This window comes from Streptomyces canus (assembly GCF_041435015.1).
GTDB lineage: Bacteria > Actinomycetota > Actinomycetes > Streptomycetales > Streptomycetaceae > Streptomyces > Streptomyces canus_G.
Genome location: NZ_CP107989.1, coordinates 8,892,268 through 8,909,981, shown reverse-complemented (window position 1 = coordinate 8,909,981; position 17,714 = coordinate 8,892,268). Strand labels below are relative to the sequence as shown.

15 protein-coding genes and 1 pseudogene are annotated in these 17,714 nt (G+C 70.3%); 12 read left to right on the top strand and 4 right to left on the bottom strand.

What is annotated here, in order from left to right; all coding sequences use genetic code 11:
• Positions 1-375 precede the first annotated feature (375 nt).
• The gene (locus OG841_RS40645; RefSeq protein ID WP_365119757.1) at positions 376-828 is read right to left on the bottom strand and encodes a hypothetical protein; all 453 of its coding nucleotides are present in this window, start codon (positions 826-828) and stop codon (positions 376-378) included.
• Between the two features lie 166 nt (positions 829-994).
• On the opposite strand from OG841_RS40645, the pseudogene OG841_RS40640 reads away from it, so the two are divergent.
• Positions 995-1,126, top strand: a pseudogene (locus OG841_RS40640) (GntR family transcriptional regulator); the annotation flags it as partial.
• Between the two features lie 305 nt (positions 1,127-1,431).
• On the opposite strand, the gene OG841_RS40635 reads toward OG841_RS40640, so the two are convergent.
• Positions 1,432-1,929 (bottom strand): FBP domain-containing protein, encoded by a 498-nt coding sequence (locus OG841_RS40635; protein ID WP_365119754.1) that lies wholly within the window; start codon positions 1,927-1,929, stop codon positions 1,432-1,434.
• 70 nt (positions 1,930-1,999) lie between these two features.
• Here OG841_RS40635 and OG841_RS40630 point away from each other — a divergent pair, with 70 nt between their 5' ends.
• Positions 2,000-2,581: a TetR/AcrR family transcriptional regulator gene (locus OG841_RS40630; protein WP_365119752.1), complete on the top strand. Its 582-nt coding sequence runs from the start codon at positions 2,000-2,002 to the stop codon at positions 2,579-2,581.
• Between the two features lie 4 nt (positions 2,582-2,585).
• Positions 2,586-3,755: a GDSL-type esterase/lipase family protein gene (locus tag OG841_RS40625; protein WP_365119750.1), complete on the top strand. Its 1,170-nt coding sequence runs from the start codon at positions 2,586-2,588 to the stop codon at positions 3,753-3,755.
• A 351-nt stretch (positions 3,756-4,106) separates the two neighbouring features.
• On the opposite strand, the gene OG841_RS40620 is transcribed toward OG841_RS40625, so the two are convergent.
• Positions 4,107-4,916: a LysR substrate-binding domain-containing protein gene (locus OG841_RS40620; protein WP_365119748.1), complete on the bottom strand. Its 810-nt coding sequence runs from the start codon at positions 4,914-4,916 to the stop codon at positions 4,107-4,109.
• Positions 4,917-4,974: 58 nt separating this feature from the next.
• Here OG841_RS40620 and OG841_RS40615 point away from each other — a divergent pair, with 58 nt between their 5' ends.
• Positions 4,975-5,358 (top strand): DUF5997 family protein, encoded by a 384-nt coding sequence (locus OG841_RS40615; RefSeq protein ID WP_057609788.1) that lies wholly within the window; start codon positions 4,975-4,977, stop codon positions 5,356-5,358.
• 91 nt (positions 5,359-5,449) lie between these two features.
• Entirely contained in the window at positions 5,450-7,621 is a 2,172-nt protein-coding gene (locus OG841_RS40610) for a hypothetical protein (protein ID WP_365119746.1), read from the top strand.
• 263 nt (positions 7,622-7,884) lie between these two features.
• On the opposite strand, the gene OG841_RS40605 is transcribed toward OG841_RS40610, so the two are convergent.
• The gene (locus OG841_RS40605; RefSeq protein ID WP_328636820.1) at positions 7,885-8,760 is read right to left on the bottom strand and encodes a fructosamine kinase family protein; all 876 of its coding nucleotides are present in this window, start codon (positions 8,758-8,760) and stop codon (positions 7,885-7,887) included.
• Between the two features lie 191 nt (positions 8,761-8,951).
• On the opposite strand from OG841_RS40605, the gene OG841_RS40600 reads away from it, so the two are divergent.
• From OG841_RS40600 to OG841_RS40570, 7 genes are all read left to right on the top strand, one after another.
• Positions 8,952-10,286 (top strand): sugar ABC transporter substrate-binding protein, encoded by a 1,335-nt coding sequence (locus OG841_RS40600; RefSeq protein WP_328636821.1) that lies wholly within the window; start codon positions 8,952-8,954, stop codon positions 10,284-10,286.
• Positions 10,283-11,203, top strand: a complete 921-nt coding sequence (locus tag OG841_RS40595) for a carbohydrate ABC transporter permease (protein WP_328636822.1) — start codon at positions 10,283-10,285, stop codon at positions 11,201-11,203. Before OG841_RS40600 ends, OG841_RS40595 begins: the two co-directional genes overlap by 4 nt.
• The gene (locus OG841_RS40590; RefSeq protein WP_328636823.1) at positions 11,200-12,144 is read left to right on the top strand and encodes a carbohydrate ABC transporter permease; all 945 of its coding nucleotides are present in this window, start codon (positions 11,200-11,202) and stop codon (positions 12,142-12,144) included. Before OG841_RS40595 ends, OG841_RS40590 begins: the two co-directional genes overlap by 4 nt.
• Positions 12,145-12,171: 27 nt before the next feature.
• Positions 12,172-13,080 carry a 5-dehydro-4-deoxyglucarate dehydratase gene (locus tag OG841_RS40585; protein WP_328636824.1) on the top strand — a complete coding sequence of 303 codons (909 nt, stop codon included), beginning with the start codon at positions 12,172-12,174 and terminating at the stop codon, positions 13,078-13,080.
• On the top strand, positions 13,077-14,330 hold the full coding sequence (locus OG841_RS40580) for a glucarate dehydratase family protein (protein ID WP_328636825.1): 1,254 nt from the start codon (positions 13,077-13,079) through the stop codon (positions 14,328-14,330). Before OG841_RS40585 ends, OG841_RS40580 begins: the two co-directional genes overlap by 4 nt.
• Before the next feature lie 401 nt (positions 14,331-14,731).
• Positions 14,732-15,787, top strand: coding sequence for an NAD-dependent epimerase/dehydratase family protein (locus OG841_RS40575; RefSeq protein WP_328636826.1), 1,056 nt, complete (start codon positions 14,732-14,734; stop codon positions 15,785-15,787).
• A gap of 137 nt (positions 15,788-15,924) precedes the next feature.
• Positions 15,925-17,586 (top strand): NlpC/P60 family protein, encoded by a 1,662-nt coding sequence (locus tag OG841_RS40570; RefSeq protein ID WP_328636827.1) that lies wholly within the window; start codon positions 15,925-15,927, stop codon positions 17,584-17,586.
• Positions 17,587-17,714: the final 128 nt, after the last annotated feature.

Here is a 17,714-nt window from a genome sequence, read left to right as displayed (position 1 = left end):
GACCACAGAGCCCGGCTGCCCAGGCGTAGCGACAGAGCGTATGACGCCGAAACACCGATGACCAGTGAACGACCGGTGGACCAGTACTACATGATGGCCGTTGCGGTACAGCAGCGAAGTACAGCAACCATCGTGACCGCCCCCGATGGCTCCCCAGCCGAGAGTTCCGGACGATGAGGTCGTGAGCTGAACGCCGTCGTTCTCCACCAGCAAGCCGTCAGGCCCAAAGGCCCGCTTGTCCGTTGGCGCACCCGCCGTCGGGGCGGGCTGTCGTCGGCTGGGGCGGGCGCCGCAGGATCGTGAGTGCTGCAATCCGCCGGGCACGACAGGGGCCCCGCCGACGCTGGCCGACGGGGCCCGGGGTGGCGCGCGGGGTCAGCAGGCGTCGTACTTCCAGGCGCCGCCCTCAACCGTCCACGGCTGCCCCTGCTGGTCGAACTTCGGCAAGCCCTTCACCTTGTACGAGACGCGGCCCATGTCCCCTGAAACCGTCGCGTGCACGTCCGTCGCCCGATGGTCGGGGCCGTAGTCCTTCGCGGCCTCCCCCACGGTGGCCGCGTACGTGGCCGGGTCCGCCTTGGCGCGACAGCGCTTCGACAGGAAGGCGTACGCCCCCTCCCCGGCCCCTCCGAAGTAGAGGTTCACGTACGTGTCCGCGACGCGCTCCAGTTCGGGGGCGTCGGGCGCCCTCGGGGTGGTGGTCGGCGTCTCGGCGGCCGTGGTGGGGCTGCTGTTCGGGGTGTCGGCTTTGTCGTCGCTGGACGAGGAGCAGGCGGCGAGGGTGGCAAGCAGGGCGGTGGTGAGCGCGATGGTGGCGCGGGTACGCATGTGTCCCCCATGAACGGTGTGCTGAAGGGGGCATGGTGCCACGCCGGGCATGGTTCACGCCCCGCCCGGGGGAATTCGGCATGGCCGTGGGACCAGCCTGCGGCCGCGGTTTCAGAAACGGTGCGGTGCGCTCACCCCGAGGAGGTGACCGCGGCTGGTTGCGACCCGGACCGCCCTCGTCACGCACATCCGGCGGACGTACTACAGCGACGGGGGACGGCCCGTGGAGACGACGGACATCGTGGTGCCCGCCGCTCACTGCGAGATCGTCTACGAGATCCCGATCAACCGTCCGTAGCGGCCTGCGGTGCCCGGGCAAGCAGGTCTGCGGGTGTCGCGCCTACCTTTGACGACGGATGTACCAGCCCGCCACCAGCGCGACGAGAATGGCAACCACGAAGGCCCACACGGTCGTTGCGCCGTGGTACGAGCGGTAGGCAATCAGAGCAAGCATGTTCAGGCGGATACCCCGAGCGGGCGGCTCCAGCCGACACGCATCGCCCGCCCCTCTGCCGAATGCGTGTAGAAGGTGCCGCAGGTCCGCAGTCACCGGCCGAAGAACACGAGGTCAGAGGGCATGCACCGGTGATCTCACCAAGCGCCTTACGCGGCGCCCGTCACCTTGGCGACGAAGGCGGCGAGGTTCGTCACCGTCCGCCGGATCTTCTCGTCCAGGGTGAGCGTCTCGTGCAGCCGCGCACCGGCGCCCGCGTCCTTCTTGCCCCGCACATAGAGCGAGCAGGCGAGGTCGTCGCACATGTAGGCGCCGACCGAGTTGCCCTGCTGCCCTGCCCTGCCCGCCCTCCGCGCGACCATCAGGGAGACCCCGCCGGAGTGGGTGGTCAGGCACAACGAGCACATGCTGCGCCGCGTCTGCCAGGAGCCGGCGGCGGAGCCGCGGAGCGCGAGCGCTGTCGGGCGGCCGTCCGGCACGGCCACCAGGTAGGCGCGGTCGGGGGCCTGCGGATCGCGCCAGCCGAAGTAGTCCAGGTCCTCCCAGGGACGCTCGGCCAGGTCACGCGGTACGGACAGCCGCTTCGCCTCGCCCTTGGTGCAGTTCACGAAGGCGGCACGGATCTCTTGCTCGGTCAGCGGTTCCATAGCCTCACGCTAGTTTGCCTAAAAGCTTTAGGCAAATACATAATTGTTTCTGGCAAACGAGAGGACTGCTATGGCACGAGTAGGGCTGACCACGGAGCGACTGGTCCGTGCGGGCGCGGACCTGGCCGACGAGGTGGGCTTCGAGCAGGTGACCGTCTCGGAGCTCGCCCGGCGGTTCGACGTCAAGGTCGCGAGCCTGTACTCGCACGTGAAGAACTCCCAGGACCTCAAGACCCGGATTGCCCTGTTCGCCCTGGAGGAGCTCGCCGACCTCTCCGCCGACGCGGTGGCCGGACGGGCCGGCAAGGACGCCCTCACCGCCTTCGCGAACGTCTACCGCGACTACGCCCACGCGCACCCCGGCCGTGCCGCCGCCGCCCGGCTGAGGCTCGACCCCGAGACCGCGGCGGCCAGCGCGGGCGTACGGCACTCGCAGATGATGCGGGCGATCCTGCGCGGCTACGACCTGCCCGAACCCGAACAGACCCATGCCGTAAGACTGCTGGGCAGCACCTTCCACGGCTACGCGAGCCTGGAGGGGGCAGGAGGGTTCAGCCACAGCTCCCCCGACTCCGAGGAGTCCTGGACACGGATCCTGGACGCCCTCGACGCGCTGCTGCGCAACTGGCCCACCCCTCCTTCGACAGGCTGAGGACATGCACGACTGGATCACCACACCCGTCACCGCCGACCTGCTGCGCGGCGCCCTCGATGTGGAGCACACCGAGCACGGGGTGCTGCCGCACCGGCTGCCCGCGCGGGCCCGTGCCCAGAACACCGACGGGCAGTTGGCGATGGCCGAGTCCCAGCCCTCCGGGGTACGGCTGGTGTTCCGCACCCGGGCCACCGCGGTGGAGCTGGACGCACTGCCGACCAAGCGGGCCTACGTGGGTGCGCCGCCCCGTCCCGACGGCGTGTACGACCTGGTCGTCGACGGCCGGCCGGCCGGGCAGGGCAGTGTGCTCGGCGGCAATGTCATCACCGTCGACATGGCCGAGGGGACGTCCGAGGTGCGGCCCGGGCCGCACGGCACCGTCCGTTTCGACGGGCTGTCCGGCGAGGTCAAGAACGTCGAGATCTGGCTGCCGCACAACGAGACCACCGAACTGATCTCCCTGCACACCGACGCCCCCGTCGAGCCCGCGCCGCCCGCTGATCGCCGGGTGTGGCTGCACCACGGCAGCTCCATCAGCCACGGCTCCGACGCGGCGAGCTCCAGGAACACCTGGCCCGCGGTCGCCGCGAGGCTGGGCGGGGTGGAGCTGGTCAACCTGGGCCTGGCCGGGAGCGCGCTGCTCGACCCGTTCACCGCGCGGGCCGTACGGGACGCGCCCGCCGACCTGATCAGCGTCAAGATCGGGATCAACATCGTCAACCACGACGTGATGCGGCTGCGCGCCTTCGGTCCCGCGGTTCACGGCTTCCTCGACACGATCCGCGAGGGCCACCCGGACACGCCGCTGCTGGTCGTCTCGCCCATCCTGTGCCCGATGCACGAGGACACTCCGGGGCCCTGCTTCCCTGACGTCAGCGAGCTCGGCGAGGGCCGGCTGCGATTCAGGACGCTGGGCGACCCGGCGGAACGCGCGAGCGGGAAGCTGACCCTCCAGGTGATCCGCGAGGAGCTGACCCGGATCGTGAAGCAGCGGGCCGCCGAGGACCCGAACCTGCACTACCTGGACGGGCGCGAGCTGTACGGGGAGAACGACTCGGCGGAGCTGCCGCTACCGGACGACCTGCATCCGGACGCGGCGACGCACCGACGGATGGGGGAACGGTTCGCGGGGGTGACGTTCGGGCCCGACGGGGTGTTCGGCACCGACTGAAGCGGCGAACCGCGCGTCGGGGCGCAGGCGGATCGCATCGCCCGCCGGGACATCACCACCGTCGGCGCCACTTGCGGAGACCGAACAGGACGGCGGGGCCGCGACGCCTCGGGCAACCGGCTCCCGACGCCGGGCTCCGGGCTCCTGTACGTCGGCGCCGCCTGTGGGGATGACCAGACCAGGGCCGCTGGGCGGCGGGGCCGTGACGCAGAGGGGAACCGGCTCCGGGCTTGCGTCCCCGACCGCCCGACGCCGCCGCGCCCGCGCCGCCCCAGGCTTCGGACGCCGAGCATCCATCACCCAGCCATGAACCCCAAGCCCCAAGCCCCAAGCCCCAAGCCCCAAGAAAAGCTAGCCCCTGCGCTTGGGCTTCCCCCGTCGGGCGCCGCCGCCCTTTGAGCCGCCGGACCCGCCGGACCCGCCGCGGAAACCCTTGCCCGCGCCGGAGGACCCCCGCGCCGCGCCCTTCCCCGCACCCGCACCCGCACCCGCCGCGGGCTTGCGGCCGCCGCCCTTCTCGGGCCGTTGCTTTCGCTCCGGCTCCGGCTGGGTGCGACCCCGTGAGCTGTTGACCGTCCGTCCCCGGACGATGCCGATGAAGTCCTCCACCATGTCCGTCGTGGCGTCCTCCCGCCAGGACAGGGCGATGTCGGACTGCGGGGCGTCGGTGACCGGGCGGTAGGTGAGGTCACGGCGGTGGTGGAGACGGGCCAGGGACTGGGGGACGACGAGGACGCCGATGTTCGCCGCCACGAGCTCGATCGCGTCCGCCGTGGTGGCGGGACGTTCGAAGGCCGCTTCGCCGGGCGGCCGGTCCCAGCCGATGACGTCGTCGAGGGGGTGGAGGACGACCTCGTCGGCCAGGTCCTCCAGGGTCACCTCCTCCGCCGCGGTCACCACGTGGTCCTTGGGGACCACGACGACCGACGTCTCGGTGTAGAGGGGAATCGCGCTGAACACCGTACGGTCGACCGGCAGCCGTACGAGACCGGCGTCCGCACCGCGGTCACGCAACACGTCGGAGGCCTCCGCGGCGCTCACCTGGAGGAGCTCAAGGGGGATGTCCGGCAGCCGCTCGTGCCAGATCCGCACCCACTTGGCGGGCGTCACCCCGGGGACGTACGCGAGCCGGAAGGAGGGGGGTTCTGGCGAGTCTGTCACGCGGCAAGGTTACCCACTGTGGTCGGAGGCCTCGTGCGCGGCCGATAGTCTGGACTCCATGAAGTCGCATCAGAGCACCCAGACGATGAAGCCCGCGACCGCGGCGAAGAAGCTGGGTGTGTACCTCCCCGCCACCCCCTCGGAGTTCCAGGAGGGCGTGGTCTCGCGCGCCGAGCTGAACGAACTTCAGGCCAATCCGCCGCAGTGGCTCCAGGACCTGCGCCAGAACGGCCCGCACCCCCGCCCGGTCGTCGCGGCCAGGCTGGGCGTCTCCATCGCGGGCCTCGCGCGCGGCGGGGTCACCGAGCCCCTCACCACCGAGCAGATCGAGGCGCTGCGGGAAGACGGTCCCGAGTGGCTGGAGAAGGAGCGCGCCACCCAGGCGGAGGTCCGCAAGGAGGCGGCGCGCATCAAGGAGAAGAAGCAGGGCCAGGAGTCCTGACCCTGGCGCGCGGAAGATCCAGAGCCCGCGGAAGGCCGGGGCCCCGAAAACTCCGGTGCGCCGGATCGAACACCTCTGCGACCATTCCGGAATGGTCCACCGCCTGGAACGCCTGGTCATCCGGCACACCCTCCGTCTCCCTTCCCTCGCGGGTCCCGTCGGGGAAGGCGCCGTCGCGGCGCGGCAGTTCGACGCCGCGCTGATGTCCGTCGGCTTCAAGCTGTCGGCGGATGCGCTCAGGCAACTGTCGGGGCTGTCGGAGGCCACGGTCGTCGACACCGCCGTCGGCACGCTCGCCACCGTCCGTGAGATGGCCGGCGACCATGTGCGGCACAACGTCTACTTCAAGGACTTCCCGGCCAACGTCCCGGACACCTTCGAGTTCTGGATGCGCTGCGTGCGCGAGGCCCTGGAGGACGGCAAGGCCCGCTCCGGCGTCCTCGCCCAGCTGCGCAACGGCGTGATCAACCTGCTCACGCTGCCGGCGTACGGCACCTACCAGCACACGTACGACGAGATGCTCGCCGCGCACGACGAGCTGACGGCCGCGGTGGGCGACCGCCTGACCGTCCTGCACCCAGGCGGCGCCCTGGACGACGAGGTCACCGCCCTGTACCTGGCGCTGGCCGGAAGCACCACGCCGCTCGGCGACGAGCACCTGGCCGACCTCAAGGTGCTCGCCGAGCACTGCGCCGACGGGCCCCAGCCGGAGGGGATCCCGGTGCGGGAGAACCGTGCCGTCGTCAACGAGGCCCGGCTGAAGGCGGGTTCGGATCTGCTGCTGGACACCGTCACCGATGTGCTGCGGCTCGCCTGCGCGGTGTCGGGCGGGGATGTGTCCCTCCAGGAGCCGACCCGGTTCCGCGCACTGTCGCGTCCGGTCCGCCGGGCCCTGCTCGCGGGGCTCGACTCGGTCGTCGCGGCGGCCCCGGCCAAGCTCGCCGACGTCCTCGCGCACCGCGAGGCCTTCAAGCGGCTCGGCGAGCGTCTGCACCCGCACGAGTACCCCCAGTGGCCACGCGCCGCCGAGGTGTTCGCCGTCGCCCGGGGCGAGATGAAGGCCCACACCTTCGACGCGCGCATCGAGGCACTGCTCGGTGCGGACGACGTCACCGGGGCGGCGGAGCTGCTCAAGTCCGCGCCGGGCAGGCTCTTCCGCGCGCTGGACCGACTGCTGCGCACCGCGCGCACGCAGGAGGAGCGGGACGCCGTGGTGGCCGCCGTAGAGCAGACCGCCCCGGAGGTGTCCGGGCGGGTCGTGCTGTCGGTGCGTGAGTACCTGCACAACCGGGCCGCGGAGAAGGGCCGGAAGCGGGTGTTCATCAACCGTCTCGGCCGCGCGCACGTCGCCGACGACACGCGTACGGCGGTACCGGAGGCGGACCGTGAGCGTCTGATCGCCGCCCTCGACGCGGAGATCGGCCGTCGACTCCCGTCCCCGGAGCGGCTGTTGGTGGGCCCCGACGTCCTCGACGTGGCGCTTCCGCTCAGCGGGCGGGCGACCTCGGCCGGACTCGGTGTGCTGCCCCGCGGCTCCGTCTCGCCGGTCGACGGGGAGCTGCTGCGGTTCTTCGTGTACTGGAAGCAGGCCCAGCGGGTCACCGACTACGACCTGTCGGCGCTGCTCCTGGACGCGAAGTACGACACGGTGTCGTGGCTGTCGTACACCAACCTCCGTGAGGTGGAGGGCGAGCACTCGGGTGACATCACCAACGCCCCCGACGGCGCTTCGGAGTTCATCAATCTGCGGCTCGGTGCGGTGCGGGGCACGTACATCGTCCCGCAGGTCAACATCTACTCCGGGGAGGGGTTCGAGGAGGCGGAGGAGTCGTTCTTCGGGTTCATGCTGCGCGAGGGCGAGCAGCAGGGGCGGCCCTTCGAGGCGCGTACCGTGCGGATGAAGTCGGAGCTGCGCGGGCCGGGCCGGGTGGCGCTGCCGCTGGCGTTCCGGCGTGCGGAGGACGGGAGTTGGCACGCCAAGTGGCTGCACCTATACCTGAAGGGTCATCCGGCGTACAACCGCGTCGAGGGCAACCAGGTGTCGGTGGCGACACTGTTGCGTGCCGTCGTCGAGCGCGAACAGCTCACGGTCGGGTATCTGACCGAGCTGATGGCGAACGGCGGTACGGATGTGGCACCTTGGGATGCCGAGTCGGTGCCGGACGTGCCCGTGACCTACATCGGCCTGGAGCGGCCCGAGGGGTTGCACCCGGACTCGGTGGTCATCACCCCGGAAAATCTGCGCGACTTGATCCCCGAGTGACTGCTAGCGTCTGTCGTGGCGAGGCCATGAAGGGGCTTCCTTCTCACCGGCTGACAACCGGGCCTCCAAAGCTCCAGCCCCTTCGCTTTCCTCGCCGTCGACATCGCACCGGGCGGCACCCGCGGGTCACCGCGGCCGTACCGCCCGTGGCGAGGCCATGAGGGAGCTTCCTTCTCAGCGACTGCCCTTCGGGGCGTGAAATCAGCTCCTTCGCTCTCCTCGCCCGCGATGTCACCCGCTCAGGCGGCCCTGGACCGGTGTACTCACCGTTCCAGGGCCGCCTTCGCCGTGCTGAGGGCCTGTTCGGCGTAGCCCCGCCCGAACAGCACGGTGTGCACCAGCAGGGGGAACAGCTGGTGGAGCCCGATGCGTTCGGCCCAGCCGTCGGCGAGCGGTGCCACCTGTTCGTAGCCGCGCAGCACCTCGCCCAGGTGCGGGCAGCCGAAGAGGTGGAGCATCGCGAGGTCGGTCTCGCGGTGGCCGCCGTGCGCGGCCGGGTCGATCAGCCAGGCGTGGCCGTCGGCGCCCCACAGCACGTTTCCGTTCCACAGGTCGCCGTGCAGCCGGGCCGGGGGCTCGGCGGGGCCCGCGAGACCGGGCAGCCGTTCGCAGAGCCGCTCGATCACCTCGGCCTCCGAAAGCGTCATGGTGCCGTCGTTCACCGCGCTCCGCAGATACGGCAGCACCCGGTGCTCGGCGTACCACTCCGGCCAGTCGGTGCCCTCGACGTTCCGCATGGGTGCGCGCCCGATGCAGGCCTCCCGGGGGCCACCGGGCGGCGCCGAGCCGAAGGCGGGCGCCCCGGCGAGGTGCAAGCCCGCCAGCGCCCGGCCCAGGCCGAGCGCAGCCTCCCGGTTCGGCCGCCCCCGCGCGATCAGGTCGGTGACCAGCCAGTGGCCGCCCTGGCCGTCCTGGCCGTACACAATCGGCACCGGGACGGTGCCGGCACCGGCCAGCCAGCGCAGCCCCGCCGCCTCCGCCCGGGCCTCCTCAAGACTGTCGGCGCGCTTGACCATCACCGTCCGGCCGTCGTCGAGGACCACCTCGGCCAGCGCGCCGGACAGCGGGCGCTCATCCGTCGCCGTACGGCCTGTGAGCCGCTCCGCCGCCTCACGCGGGCCGTCGCTGTCGTCGTACACCTGCGTCTCCCTGATCACTCACACCACAGCTTTCGCACCAGCTTTCCCGAAGAGCTCGTGCACAGCCTCTGTGAAGACTCCCCGTCATGTCTTGACATACGGAAGAAACGATCCGTAGCTTGGCCGATCATTTAGATTCGTGAAGCGAGTTCACGGATATGAACGAGCACGGACAGGAACGGAGAGCGTCCATGGGCGATCGCCGACGACGACACCGCCTGGCCGCGGCGGCCACCGTCGCGGGATTGATGTTCGGAACGGCCGCCTGTGGCTCCGGCTCCGACAGCGCGGGCAACAGCGATCCGAACACGCTGGAGGTCTGGACCCGGAGCGATCCGGACTCGGCCGCCACCTACGACCGGGTCTTCGCCGCCTTCACCAAGAAGACCGGCATCAAGATCGACTATCAGCCGGTCGTCAACTTCGACCAACAGCTCCAGAGCCGGGCGTCCACCAAGGACCTGCCGGACGTCATGATCAACGACACGGCGCTGATGGGCAGTTACCAGAGCCAGGGTCTGCTCAAGCCGATCGACCCCGCCTCGATCGCGGGCGGCGACCGGATCACCGACAAGTCCTGGTCCTCCACGGTCGGCATCGACGGGAAGCACTACGGCATCCCGTACTCCCGTCAGGCGCAGACTCTGATGATCAGGTCCGACTGGCTGAAGAAGCTCGGGCTGAAGGCGCCGACGACCTGGCAGGAGATGCTCTCCGTCGCCCAGGCCTTCGCCACCGAGGACCCGGACGGCGACGGCAAGGCCGACACCTACGGCATGGTCGCACCGGCCAGCGCCCAGAACGGCTACGCCGCCATGTGGGGCGCGAGCTTCCTGTGGCAGGGCGGCGCGCAGATCATCGCGCCGGACGGCAAGGGCACGTACACCCCCGCCATGGACTCGACCGCCGCGATCAACGCCGTGACCTGGATGAAGGACAACCTCTTCTGCGGCAAGAAGGGTGTCGTCCAGCCCGGCGCGATCACCGCCGTCACGGCGACGGCCACCAACTTCCAGGACGGCAACGCCGGGATGTACATGACCGGCCCGTACAACATCACCACCTTCGACGCCACGCCCGGCAAGGACAAGTACGAGGTCGTCCCCGCCCCCTCCGGCCCGGCCGGAGGCGATGTGCTGGCCGACGGCGAGAACGTCTACCTCGGTGCCAGGACCGGCAAGGACGAAAAGGAGCTGGCGCTGGCCTCGTTCCTGGTCTCGGCCGAGGGCCAGAAGATCGCCATGGCCGGCACCGGCGTCCACCAGCCCGTCGTGCGTATCCCCGTGAACTCCACGCTGGACGCGGCGAAGGTCAGGAACGACGCCCGCTGGAGTGTCGTACAGAAGGCCTACGAGCACGCCTCCGAGCAGTTCCCGAACGCGCCGGACTTCGCCCCGATCAAGCAGGACACCGCCGACGCGCTGAACTCGATCTTCACGTACTGCGGCGGTGACGTCCGCTCGCAGCTCAAGGAGCTGAACGACACCCTCGCCGGTGACCTCAAGGACCAGGACCTGCTGACATGACCGCTACCGTTCCCGCCCCCGGGGCGCGCGAAGGCACGGGCAGGAGGGCCTTCGACAAGAAGGCCGTCGTCCCCTGGCTCTTCCTGGCTCCGGGTCTGCTGCTCGCCCTCGTCTTCAAGTTCTGGCCGATGGCCAAGGGCATATGGCTCAGCTTCTTCGACGTCAGGCCCTTCCTCGGCGACAAGTGGACAGGCCTCGAGAACTACAGCCGGGTCCTGACCGACCACCGCTTCCAGGACGCCATCGGGCACACCCTGATCCTGGGCATAGGCCAGTCGGTCGGCGCGATCCTGCTCGGGTTCGCTCTCGCGCTGCTCCTCGAGGGCCAGGCCCGTTCGCTGAAGTTCCTCCGCACCGCGGTCTTCCTGCCCGCCGTCACGGCCACCGCGGTCGTCGGCGAGCTGTGGCGGCTGATGTACTACCCGACCTCCGACGGCCTGCTCAACAGCGGCCTGCACTTCTTCGGAGTCGGGACCGTCCAGTTCCTCGACAACCCCGGCATCGCGCTGTACTCGACGATGGTGATGGGCATCTGGATCTGGGCGCCGTACAACATGGTGATCTTCCTCGCCGGTCTCGCGGGCGTGGACCGCTCGCTGTACGAGGCAGCGGCGATGGACGGTGTCTCGCTGTGGCAGCGGCTGCGCTTCGTCACGCTTCCCGCGATCCGTCCGGCGCTCATGATCGTGCTCACGCTCGCCACGATCCGCGGACTGCGCGTGTTCACCGAGGTCTACGTCCTCACCGGCGGCGGCCCCGCCGGGTCCACCGATGTCTGGATGACCCGCGCCTACACCCTGGGCTTCAGCCGCAACGACATCGGCGGCGCCTCGGCGGCCTCGGTCGTCCTGCTCTGCGTGACGCTGCTGCTCACCGTCCTGGTCAACCACCTCCGCAAGAGGGGAGAAGCGCGATGAGCGCCCCCGTCATCGACCCCGTCCGGCCGGCGGCACCTGACACCCCGGCCGGACGGACCAGCAAGGCGCAGCGGACCACGCCGGCCCGCTTCGACACCGCCCTCGGCTGGAACGACCGGCCCGGTCTCGCCTGGGCCCTGCGCATCCTGCTCTGTCTGATCGCCCTCGCCGTCTTCGCGGCGCCCTTCCTGACGATCTTCTCAGGCGCCTTCACCACCAACCCCAGCGGATCCTCGCTGTCGTTCCTGCCGCACGACAGCACCCTGCTGAACTTCAGGGTGGCGGGCGAGCGCGGCATCTGGGACTACCTCGGCAACTCCCTGGTCATCGCGGGTGGCGGACTGCTGCTCCAGCTCGTGGTGTGCACGCTGGCCGCGTACGCGCTGGCGCGGCACCGGTTCCGTGGCCAGGCGCTGATCATGATGCTGTTCATGATGACGCTGATGCTGCCCGAGGAGGTCATCGCGATCCCCCTGTCGCTGGTCCTCGGTGACGTCCCCGTGGTCCACCTGGACCTGAAGGGCACGGTCTGGGGTGTCATCCTGCCCCTGGGCGCCTGGGGCTTCTCGGTGATGATGCTGACCGAGTTCATGCGGGACATCCCCGCCGAGATCGAGGAGGCGGCCCGCCTCGACGGCGTCGGCGAACTGCGGATGCTCTGGCAGATCATCCTGCCGCTGTGCAGGCCCGCGCTGGGCGTGGCAGGGGTGCTCGGCTTCATCATGATCTGGGACCAGTACCTGCTGCCCCTGATCGCCTCCAAGGACCCCACCGACTACACGGTCACCGTCGCCCTGTCCATCCTGCGCACCGACCCCGAGGTCGGCTCCGGCGTGGTCCTGGCCGGTGCGGTCATCGCCCTGATTCCCAGCCTGATCGTCTATCTGCTCCTCCAGCGCTCCCTGGTCACCGGCATCGCCGCCGGTGCCACGAAGGGCTGACCCCGACCCCCCACGTGTGAGGGAGACATGAAGTTCCAAGGAGTGCTGTTCTTCCCGGTGACCCCGTTCGCCGCGGACGGCTCGCTGGACGAGGAACGGCTCGCCCAGCACATCGACAGCGGCGTCGCCGCCGGTGCGGGCGGCGTGTTCGTCGCCTGCGGCACCGGTGAGTTCCACGCGCTGACGCCCGACGAGATCGAGCGGGCCACCCGGGTCGCGGTCGAGACGACCGCGGGCCGGGTGCCCGTCCTGGCCGCGGCCGGCGGCCCCACCCCGGTCGCCCGCGACCACGCCGCCCGCGTGGCGCGGGCCGGCGCCGACGGCATCCTGCTGCTCCCGCCGTACCTCGTGACGGCCCCGCAGCAGGGTCTGGTGCGCTACGTCGAGGAGGTCACCGCCGCAAGCGAGCTCCCGGTGATCTTCTACCAGCGCGGCACCGCCCGCCTCACCGAGGCGACGGCCGCCGCGATCGCCGCACTGCCCAGGGTCGTCGGCCTCAAGGACGGCCTCGGCGACATCGAGCGGATGCACCGCATCGTGCGCGCGGTGCGTGCCGTGCCGGGCACGGAGGACTTCCAGTTCTTCAACGGCCTCCCGACGGCGGAGATGACCGCGCCCGCCTATCAGGGCATCGGCGTCCCGCTGTACTCCTCCGCCGTGTTCGCCTTCGCGCCCGAGATCGCCCTCGCGTTCCATCGGGCACTCCCCGCGGGCGACCGACCGCTTCTCGACACCCTCCTCGACGAGTTCTACGGCCCCCTCGTCCAGCTCCGCGACGAGGTGCCGGGGTATGCCGTGGCGCTCGTCAAGGCGGGAGTGGCCCTGCGTGGACTGGACGCCGGTGGCGTACGGGCGCCCCTGGTCGATCCGGCCCCGGAGCACATCGCGCGTCTGTCCAAGCTCATCGACCACGGCCTGGAGGTGGTCGGCGCATGAGCGACCCGACTCGGATCAAAGAGCTGATCGTCACCCCGATCGCCTTCCGCGACCCGCCGCTGCTCAACTCCAATGGCGTGCACGAGCCCCTCGCCCTGCGCATCATCCTCCAACTCGTCCTGGAAGACGGCACGGTGGGCCTCGGTGAGTCCCCCGGCGGCGTCGCCCGACTGGAACGACTTGAGGCCGCCGCGAAGGTCGTCGCAGGCATGGACGTCTTCGACACGACCGCCGTCGGAGCCGCGATCGACGCCGCCCTGCTCCCGACCGTGCCCAGCTCCCACGAGCGCGGCTGGACCACTTCGGCGGTGGAGGTGGCCTGTCTCGACGCGCAGGGCAAGCTGCTCGGCCGCCCGGTCAGCGACCTGCTCGGCGGGACGGTTCGGGACTCGGTGCCGTTCGCCGCGTATCTCTTCTACAAATGGGCCGAGCATCCGGCCCTCGACGGCCGCGCCGCCGTCGGCGACGACTGGGGCGAGGCCCTGGACCCGGCCGGCATCGTGGAGCAGGCCCGGCTGATGCAGGAGCGGTACGGGTTCAGGTCGTTCAAACTGAAGGGCGGTGTCTTCCCGCCCGACGAGGAGATCGCCGCGATCAAGGCGCTCGCGGAGGCCTTCCCCGGGCAGCCGCTGCGCCTGGACCCCAACACGGCCTGGACGGTGGACACGTCCAGGTACGTGGCCCATGAACTCGACGGTGTCCTGGAGTACCTGGAGGACCCGACCAAGGGCATCGAGGGCATGGCGGCGGTGGCGAAGGACGCGCCGATGCCGCTGGGCACCAACATGTGCGTGATCGCCTGGGAGCATCTGAGGCCCGCGATCGAACAGAACGCGATCCAGGTGCTGCTGACCGACCACCACTACTGGGGCGGCCTGCGCCGCACCCGTGAACTGGCCGCCGTCTGCGAGGCGTTCGGGCTCGCCCTGTCCATGCACTCCAACTCGCACCTGGGCATCAGCCTGGCCGCCATGACCCATGTGGCGGCGGCGATCCCGAACCTCGACCACTCCTGCGACACGCACTACCCGTGGAACTCGGCGGACGACATCGTCCTCCCCGGTGTCCTGGAGTTCCGCGACGGCGAGGTCAAGGTACCGACCGGACCCGGCCTCGGTGTGGAACTCGACCACGAGGCCCTGGCCCGGCTGCATCGCCTCTACGTCGACTCCGGGGTACGCAGCCGCGACGACACCGGATACATGCGGCGCTTCCAGCCCGACTACGAACTCAGGCTCCCCCGTTGGTGACAGAACCCCCATGAGACAAGGCGCCCGGCGAACCCGGGCGTCTTGTCTTTGCCGACACCTTGGGAGCGGGGCCGGCCACGGCGGACACGCGCTACCGGGCGAGCCGTACGGCCCGGCTGGATCCCGGATCCTCCCGAGATGTCCCGAGCACCTGTCCCGCGGGCTGGTCCTGGTGAAGTGGTGGCTGTCGACTATCCCCCGCTATCCGGTCCCGGGCCTCGCGGGCGGCATCCGCGCGCCGATCGGCCTGCTGACCTTCTTCGCCGGCGTCTCCCTGCTCTCCACCGGCCACTACCCCGGCGGCAGCTGGGACCTGAACTGCGCGACGCTCCGAGTCCACTCACCTCCCGCCGAAGATCCGCCGGTGCTTCAATGTCACTCCCCGGTGAGAGGAGCGACGCATGGGTGCGGATTCGGGCAGCGTTCTGGTGACCGGCGGCAGCGGGTTCGTCGGCAGTCATCTGGTGCGGCGGCTGCTGGAGCGGGGTGACGAGGTGCACGCCACCGTGCGCAGTCTCGCGAACGCGGCGAAGGTGCGGCCGCTGCGGCAGATGGAAGCAGAGTTCCCCGGCCGGCTCACGCTGTTCGAGGCCGACCTCCTCGATGAGGGCTCCTTCGACGAGGCGATGGCGGGCTGCCGCGTCGTCTTCCATGTCGCCTCGCCGTTCTTCATGCCGGAGAAGATCAAGGACGGCCAGAAGGACATGGTCGGCCCGGCCCTGACCGGCACCCGCAACGTCCTGGCCGGCATCGAGCGGACGCCGACGGTCGAGCGGCTGGTCTTCACCTCCACGGTCGGCGCGATCTTCGGTGACTACTCCGACGTTCGGGACATGGAGGGGCAGGTCCTGTCGGAGACGTACGTCAACACCAGCAGCACGGTGGAGAACAACCCGTACCACTACGCCAAGACGGTCGCCGAGCGCGCGGCCTGGGACGCGGAGGCCGCGCAGACCCGCTGGCGCATGGTGTCCGTCAACCCCGGCCTGATCCTGGGCCCTTCGCTCACGCCCGCCTCCGAGTCCGGCAGCCTCTTCCTCCTGGAGGAACTCTTCAAGGGCTACTTCTTCTACGGCGCCCCGGACTTCAGCTTCACCACGGTCGACGTCCGTGACGTCGCCGACGCACACATCGCGGCGGCGGAGAAGCCCGACGCGAAGGGCCGTTACATCCTGGCCGCGCCGACGATGACGTCGTTCCACGACATGTCCCGCATCATCCGCACCCGCCATCCCCTCGGCCTGCGCATCCCGCGCACCGCGCTCCCCCACTGGCCCGTGCGCGTCCTCGGCCCCGCCTTCGGACTGACCCAGGACTACATCCGCAAACACCTCGGCATCCGCTTCACGGTGGACAACAGCCGCAGCGTGAACGAACTGGGCCTCGTCTACCGCCCGGTCGAGGAGACGGTCCTCGATCATTACGAGGCGTGGCTCGCTCAGCAGGGAAAACGCTGATCCGCACCAGGAGGACCGGCCCGCACGCGACGAAGGTCACAGTTACATCTCACGCTTTTCACACTTCAACCTTCACGAGAGCCTCACAAGTTGGCTAAGTTGACGGCGAGCAGCACGACGGAAGGGGCACATCTTTCATGGCGCCGGATCGAACTTCGCGCAATGGAGGGTTCAGCCTCCCGGCCAAGCGCAACTCCGCACTCGCGACGGCCGCCATCGCCTCCGCGGCCCTCCTCTCGCAGACCGGGAACGCCGCGGCGGACGAGGGGCCGAGCCACGACGAGGTGAGCCGACGGGTCACCAATCTCTACGACCGGGCCGAGACCGACTCCGGTACCTACAACGCCACGCGCGCGGCCGGAACGGCGTCCAGCACCCGCGGCCGTACCGGTCCGACGACCGGCGGCGGGCGCAGGACCGGCGGCGAACCCGCTCTCGACGACATCGCCAAGCAGTGGTACGGCATGGCCCGCGCGAAGACGGGCCCGATGATCGAGGCGACCCTGCCCTCCGACCGCGTTGCCGCCCGCCCTGCCGAGACACGTCGCCAGCGCCCGTCGGACGCTCCCCCGGCACGCGAACCGAAGCCGGCCGAACGCGCCATGCCGGAACTGACCGCCGCACCCATGCTCGCCCTGCCGAGCGCACCGGAGACGGCACCGGGCGTGCCCGCCCCCGCGCCGGCCCAGTCACCTTCGTGGTCACCGGAACCGGCCTCGCAGAACCTCACCGGCACCGGCGAAATGCGCGCCTTGACCAGTTCCCCACTGGTCACCGGCGTCCCTGAGTACACGCCGCAACCCGCCACCGGGGCCCCCGAGTACACCGCCCAGCCTCTCGCCGGGGTTCCCGAGTACACCACCCAGCCCGTCACCGGCTTCCCGGAGTACGCCCCGCAATCGGCCTCCGCGATCCCCGACTACACGCCGCAACCCACGGCCGGGGCACCCGAGTACACCACCCAACCCGCCACCGGCTTCCCGGAGTACACCCCGCAGGTCAGCGCGGGATACCCCGAGTACAGCCCGCAGATCAGCACGGGATACCCCGACTACACCGGGCAACTCGGCACGGGACAGCCCGAGTACACCGCACAAACCACCACGGGGTTCGCGGACTACAGCGGTCAAACCAGCACCGGCATACCTGAATACGCCGCACAAACCACCCAGGGGTTCCCCGAGTACACCGGACAGACCACCACGGCCTTCGCCGAGTACTCCGCGCAACCCACCGCGGCATACCCCGAGTACTCCTCACCCCTCACCGCCCCCCTCGCCGCCGTCGCACCCCCGCCGGCCGACACCTTCCGGACCGTCCCGGCCGCCGTCCAGAGCATCCCGGCCATCCCGGCCCCACGCGCCCCGGAGCCGGACTGGCAGGCACCCCAGCCGGCCGCGGCCCCGGGCGTCGAGCTCCCCACCGTCGACCCCGGTTACGACTCGAAGGTCATCCAGGTGCTCGCCTTCGCCCGCTCCCAGATCGGCAAGCCCTGCGTCTGGGGCGCCGCAGGTCCGGGTTCGTACGACAACTCCGGCCTCACCCAGGCTGCCTGGAAGGTCGCCGGCGTCTCCCTCCCCCGCACCGCTCTCGGCCAGGCGAGCACCGGCACGGCGGTATCGCTGTACGCCATGCAACCCGGCGACCTCGTCTTCTTCCACGACGACTTCAGCCACGTGGGCCTGTGCACCGGCAACGGCATGATGATCCACGCGCCGGGCCCGGGTGCGGCCATCCGCGAGGAGTCGATCTACCCGACCGGCGAGTCGATCATCCGCGGCGCGATTCGGCCCGTCTGAGACGCCACGCGAGCACATCACGGCACTCCCTTCACGCACGCCTCTGGACGCCCCGCGAAGACCTCGCCTAGGGTTCCGGAGAAAGCGCTTTCTGGCCTGACCATGCCAACCAGGGGGAGCGTCTCGTG

Coding starts and splice junctions, on each gene's coding strand:
- OG841_RS40645 (WP_365119757.1), bottom strand. CDS start 828: ATGCGTACCCGCGCCACCATCGCGCTCACCACCGCCCTGCTTGCCACC.
- OG841_RS40635 (WP_365119754.1), bottom strand. CDS start 1,929: ATGGAACCGCTGACCGAGCAAGAGATCCGTGCCGCCTTCGTGAACTGC.
- OG841_RS40630 (WP_365119752.1), top strand. CDS start 2,000: ATGGCACGAGTAGGGCTGACCACGGAGCGACTGGTCCGTGCGGGCGCG.
- OG841_RS40625 (WP_365119750.1), top strand. CDS start 2,586: ATGCACGACTGGATCACCACACCCGTCACCGCCGACCTGCTGCGCGGC.
- OG841_RS40615 (WP_057609788.1), top strand. CDS start 4,975: ATGAAGTCGCATCAGAGCACCCAGACGATGAAGCCCGCGACCGCGGCG.
- OG841_RS40610 (WP_365119746.1), top strand. CDS start 5,450: ATGGTCCACCGCCTGGAACGCCTGGTCATCCGGCACACCCTCCGTCTC.
- OG841_RS40600 (WP_328636821.1), top strand. CDS start 8,952: ATGGGCGATCGCCGACGACGACACCGCCTGGCCGCGGCGGCCACCGTC.
- OG841_RS40595 (WP_328636822.1), top strand. CDS start 10,283: ATGACCGCTACCGTTCCCGCCCCCGGGGCGCGCGAAGGCACGGGCAGG.
- OG841_RS40590 (WP_328636823.1), top strand. CDS start 11,200: ATGAGCGCCCCCGTCATCGACCCCGTCCGGCCGGCGGCACCTGACACC.
- OG841_RS40585 (WP_328636824.1), top strand. CDS start 12,172: ATGAAGTTCCAAGGAGTGCTGTTCTTCCCGGTGACCCCGTTCGCCGCG.
- OG841_RS40580 (WP_328636825.1), top strand. CDS start 13,077: ATGAGCGACCCGACTCGGATCAAAGAGCTGATCGTCACCCCGATCGCC.
- OG841_RS40575 (WP_328636826.1), top strand. CDS start 14,732: ATGGGTGCGGATTCGGGCAGCGTTCTGGTGACCGGCGGCAGCGGGTTC.
- OG841_RS40570 (WP_328636827.1), top strand. CDS start 15,925: ATGGCGCCGGATCGAACTTCGCGCAATGGAGGGTTCAGCCTCCCGGCC.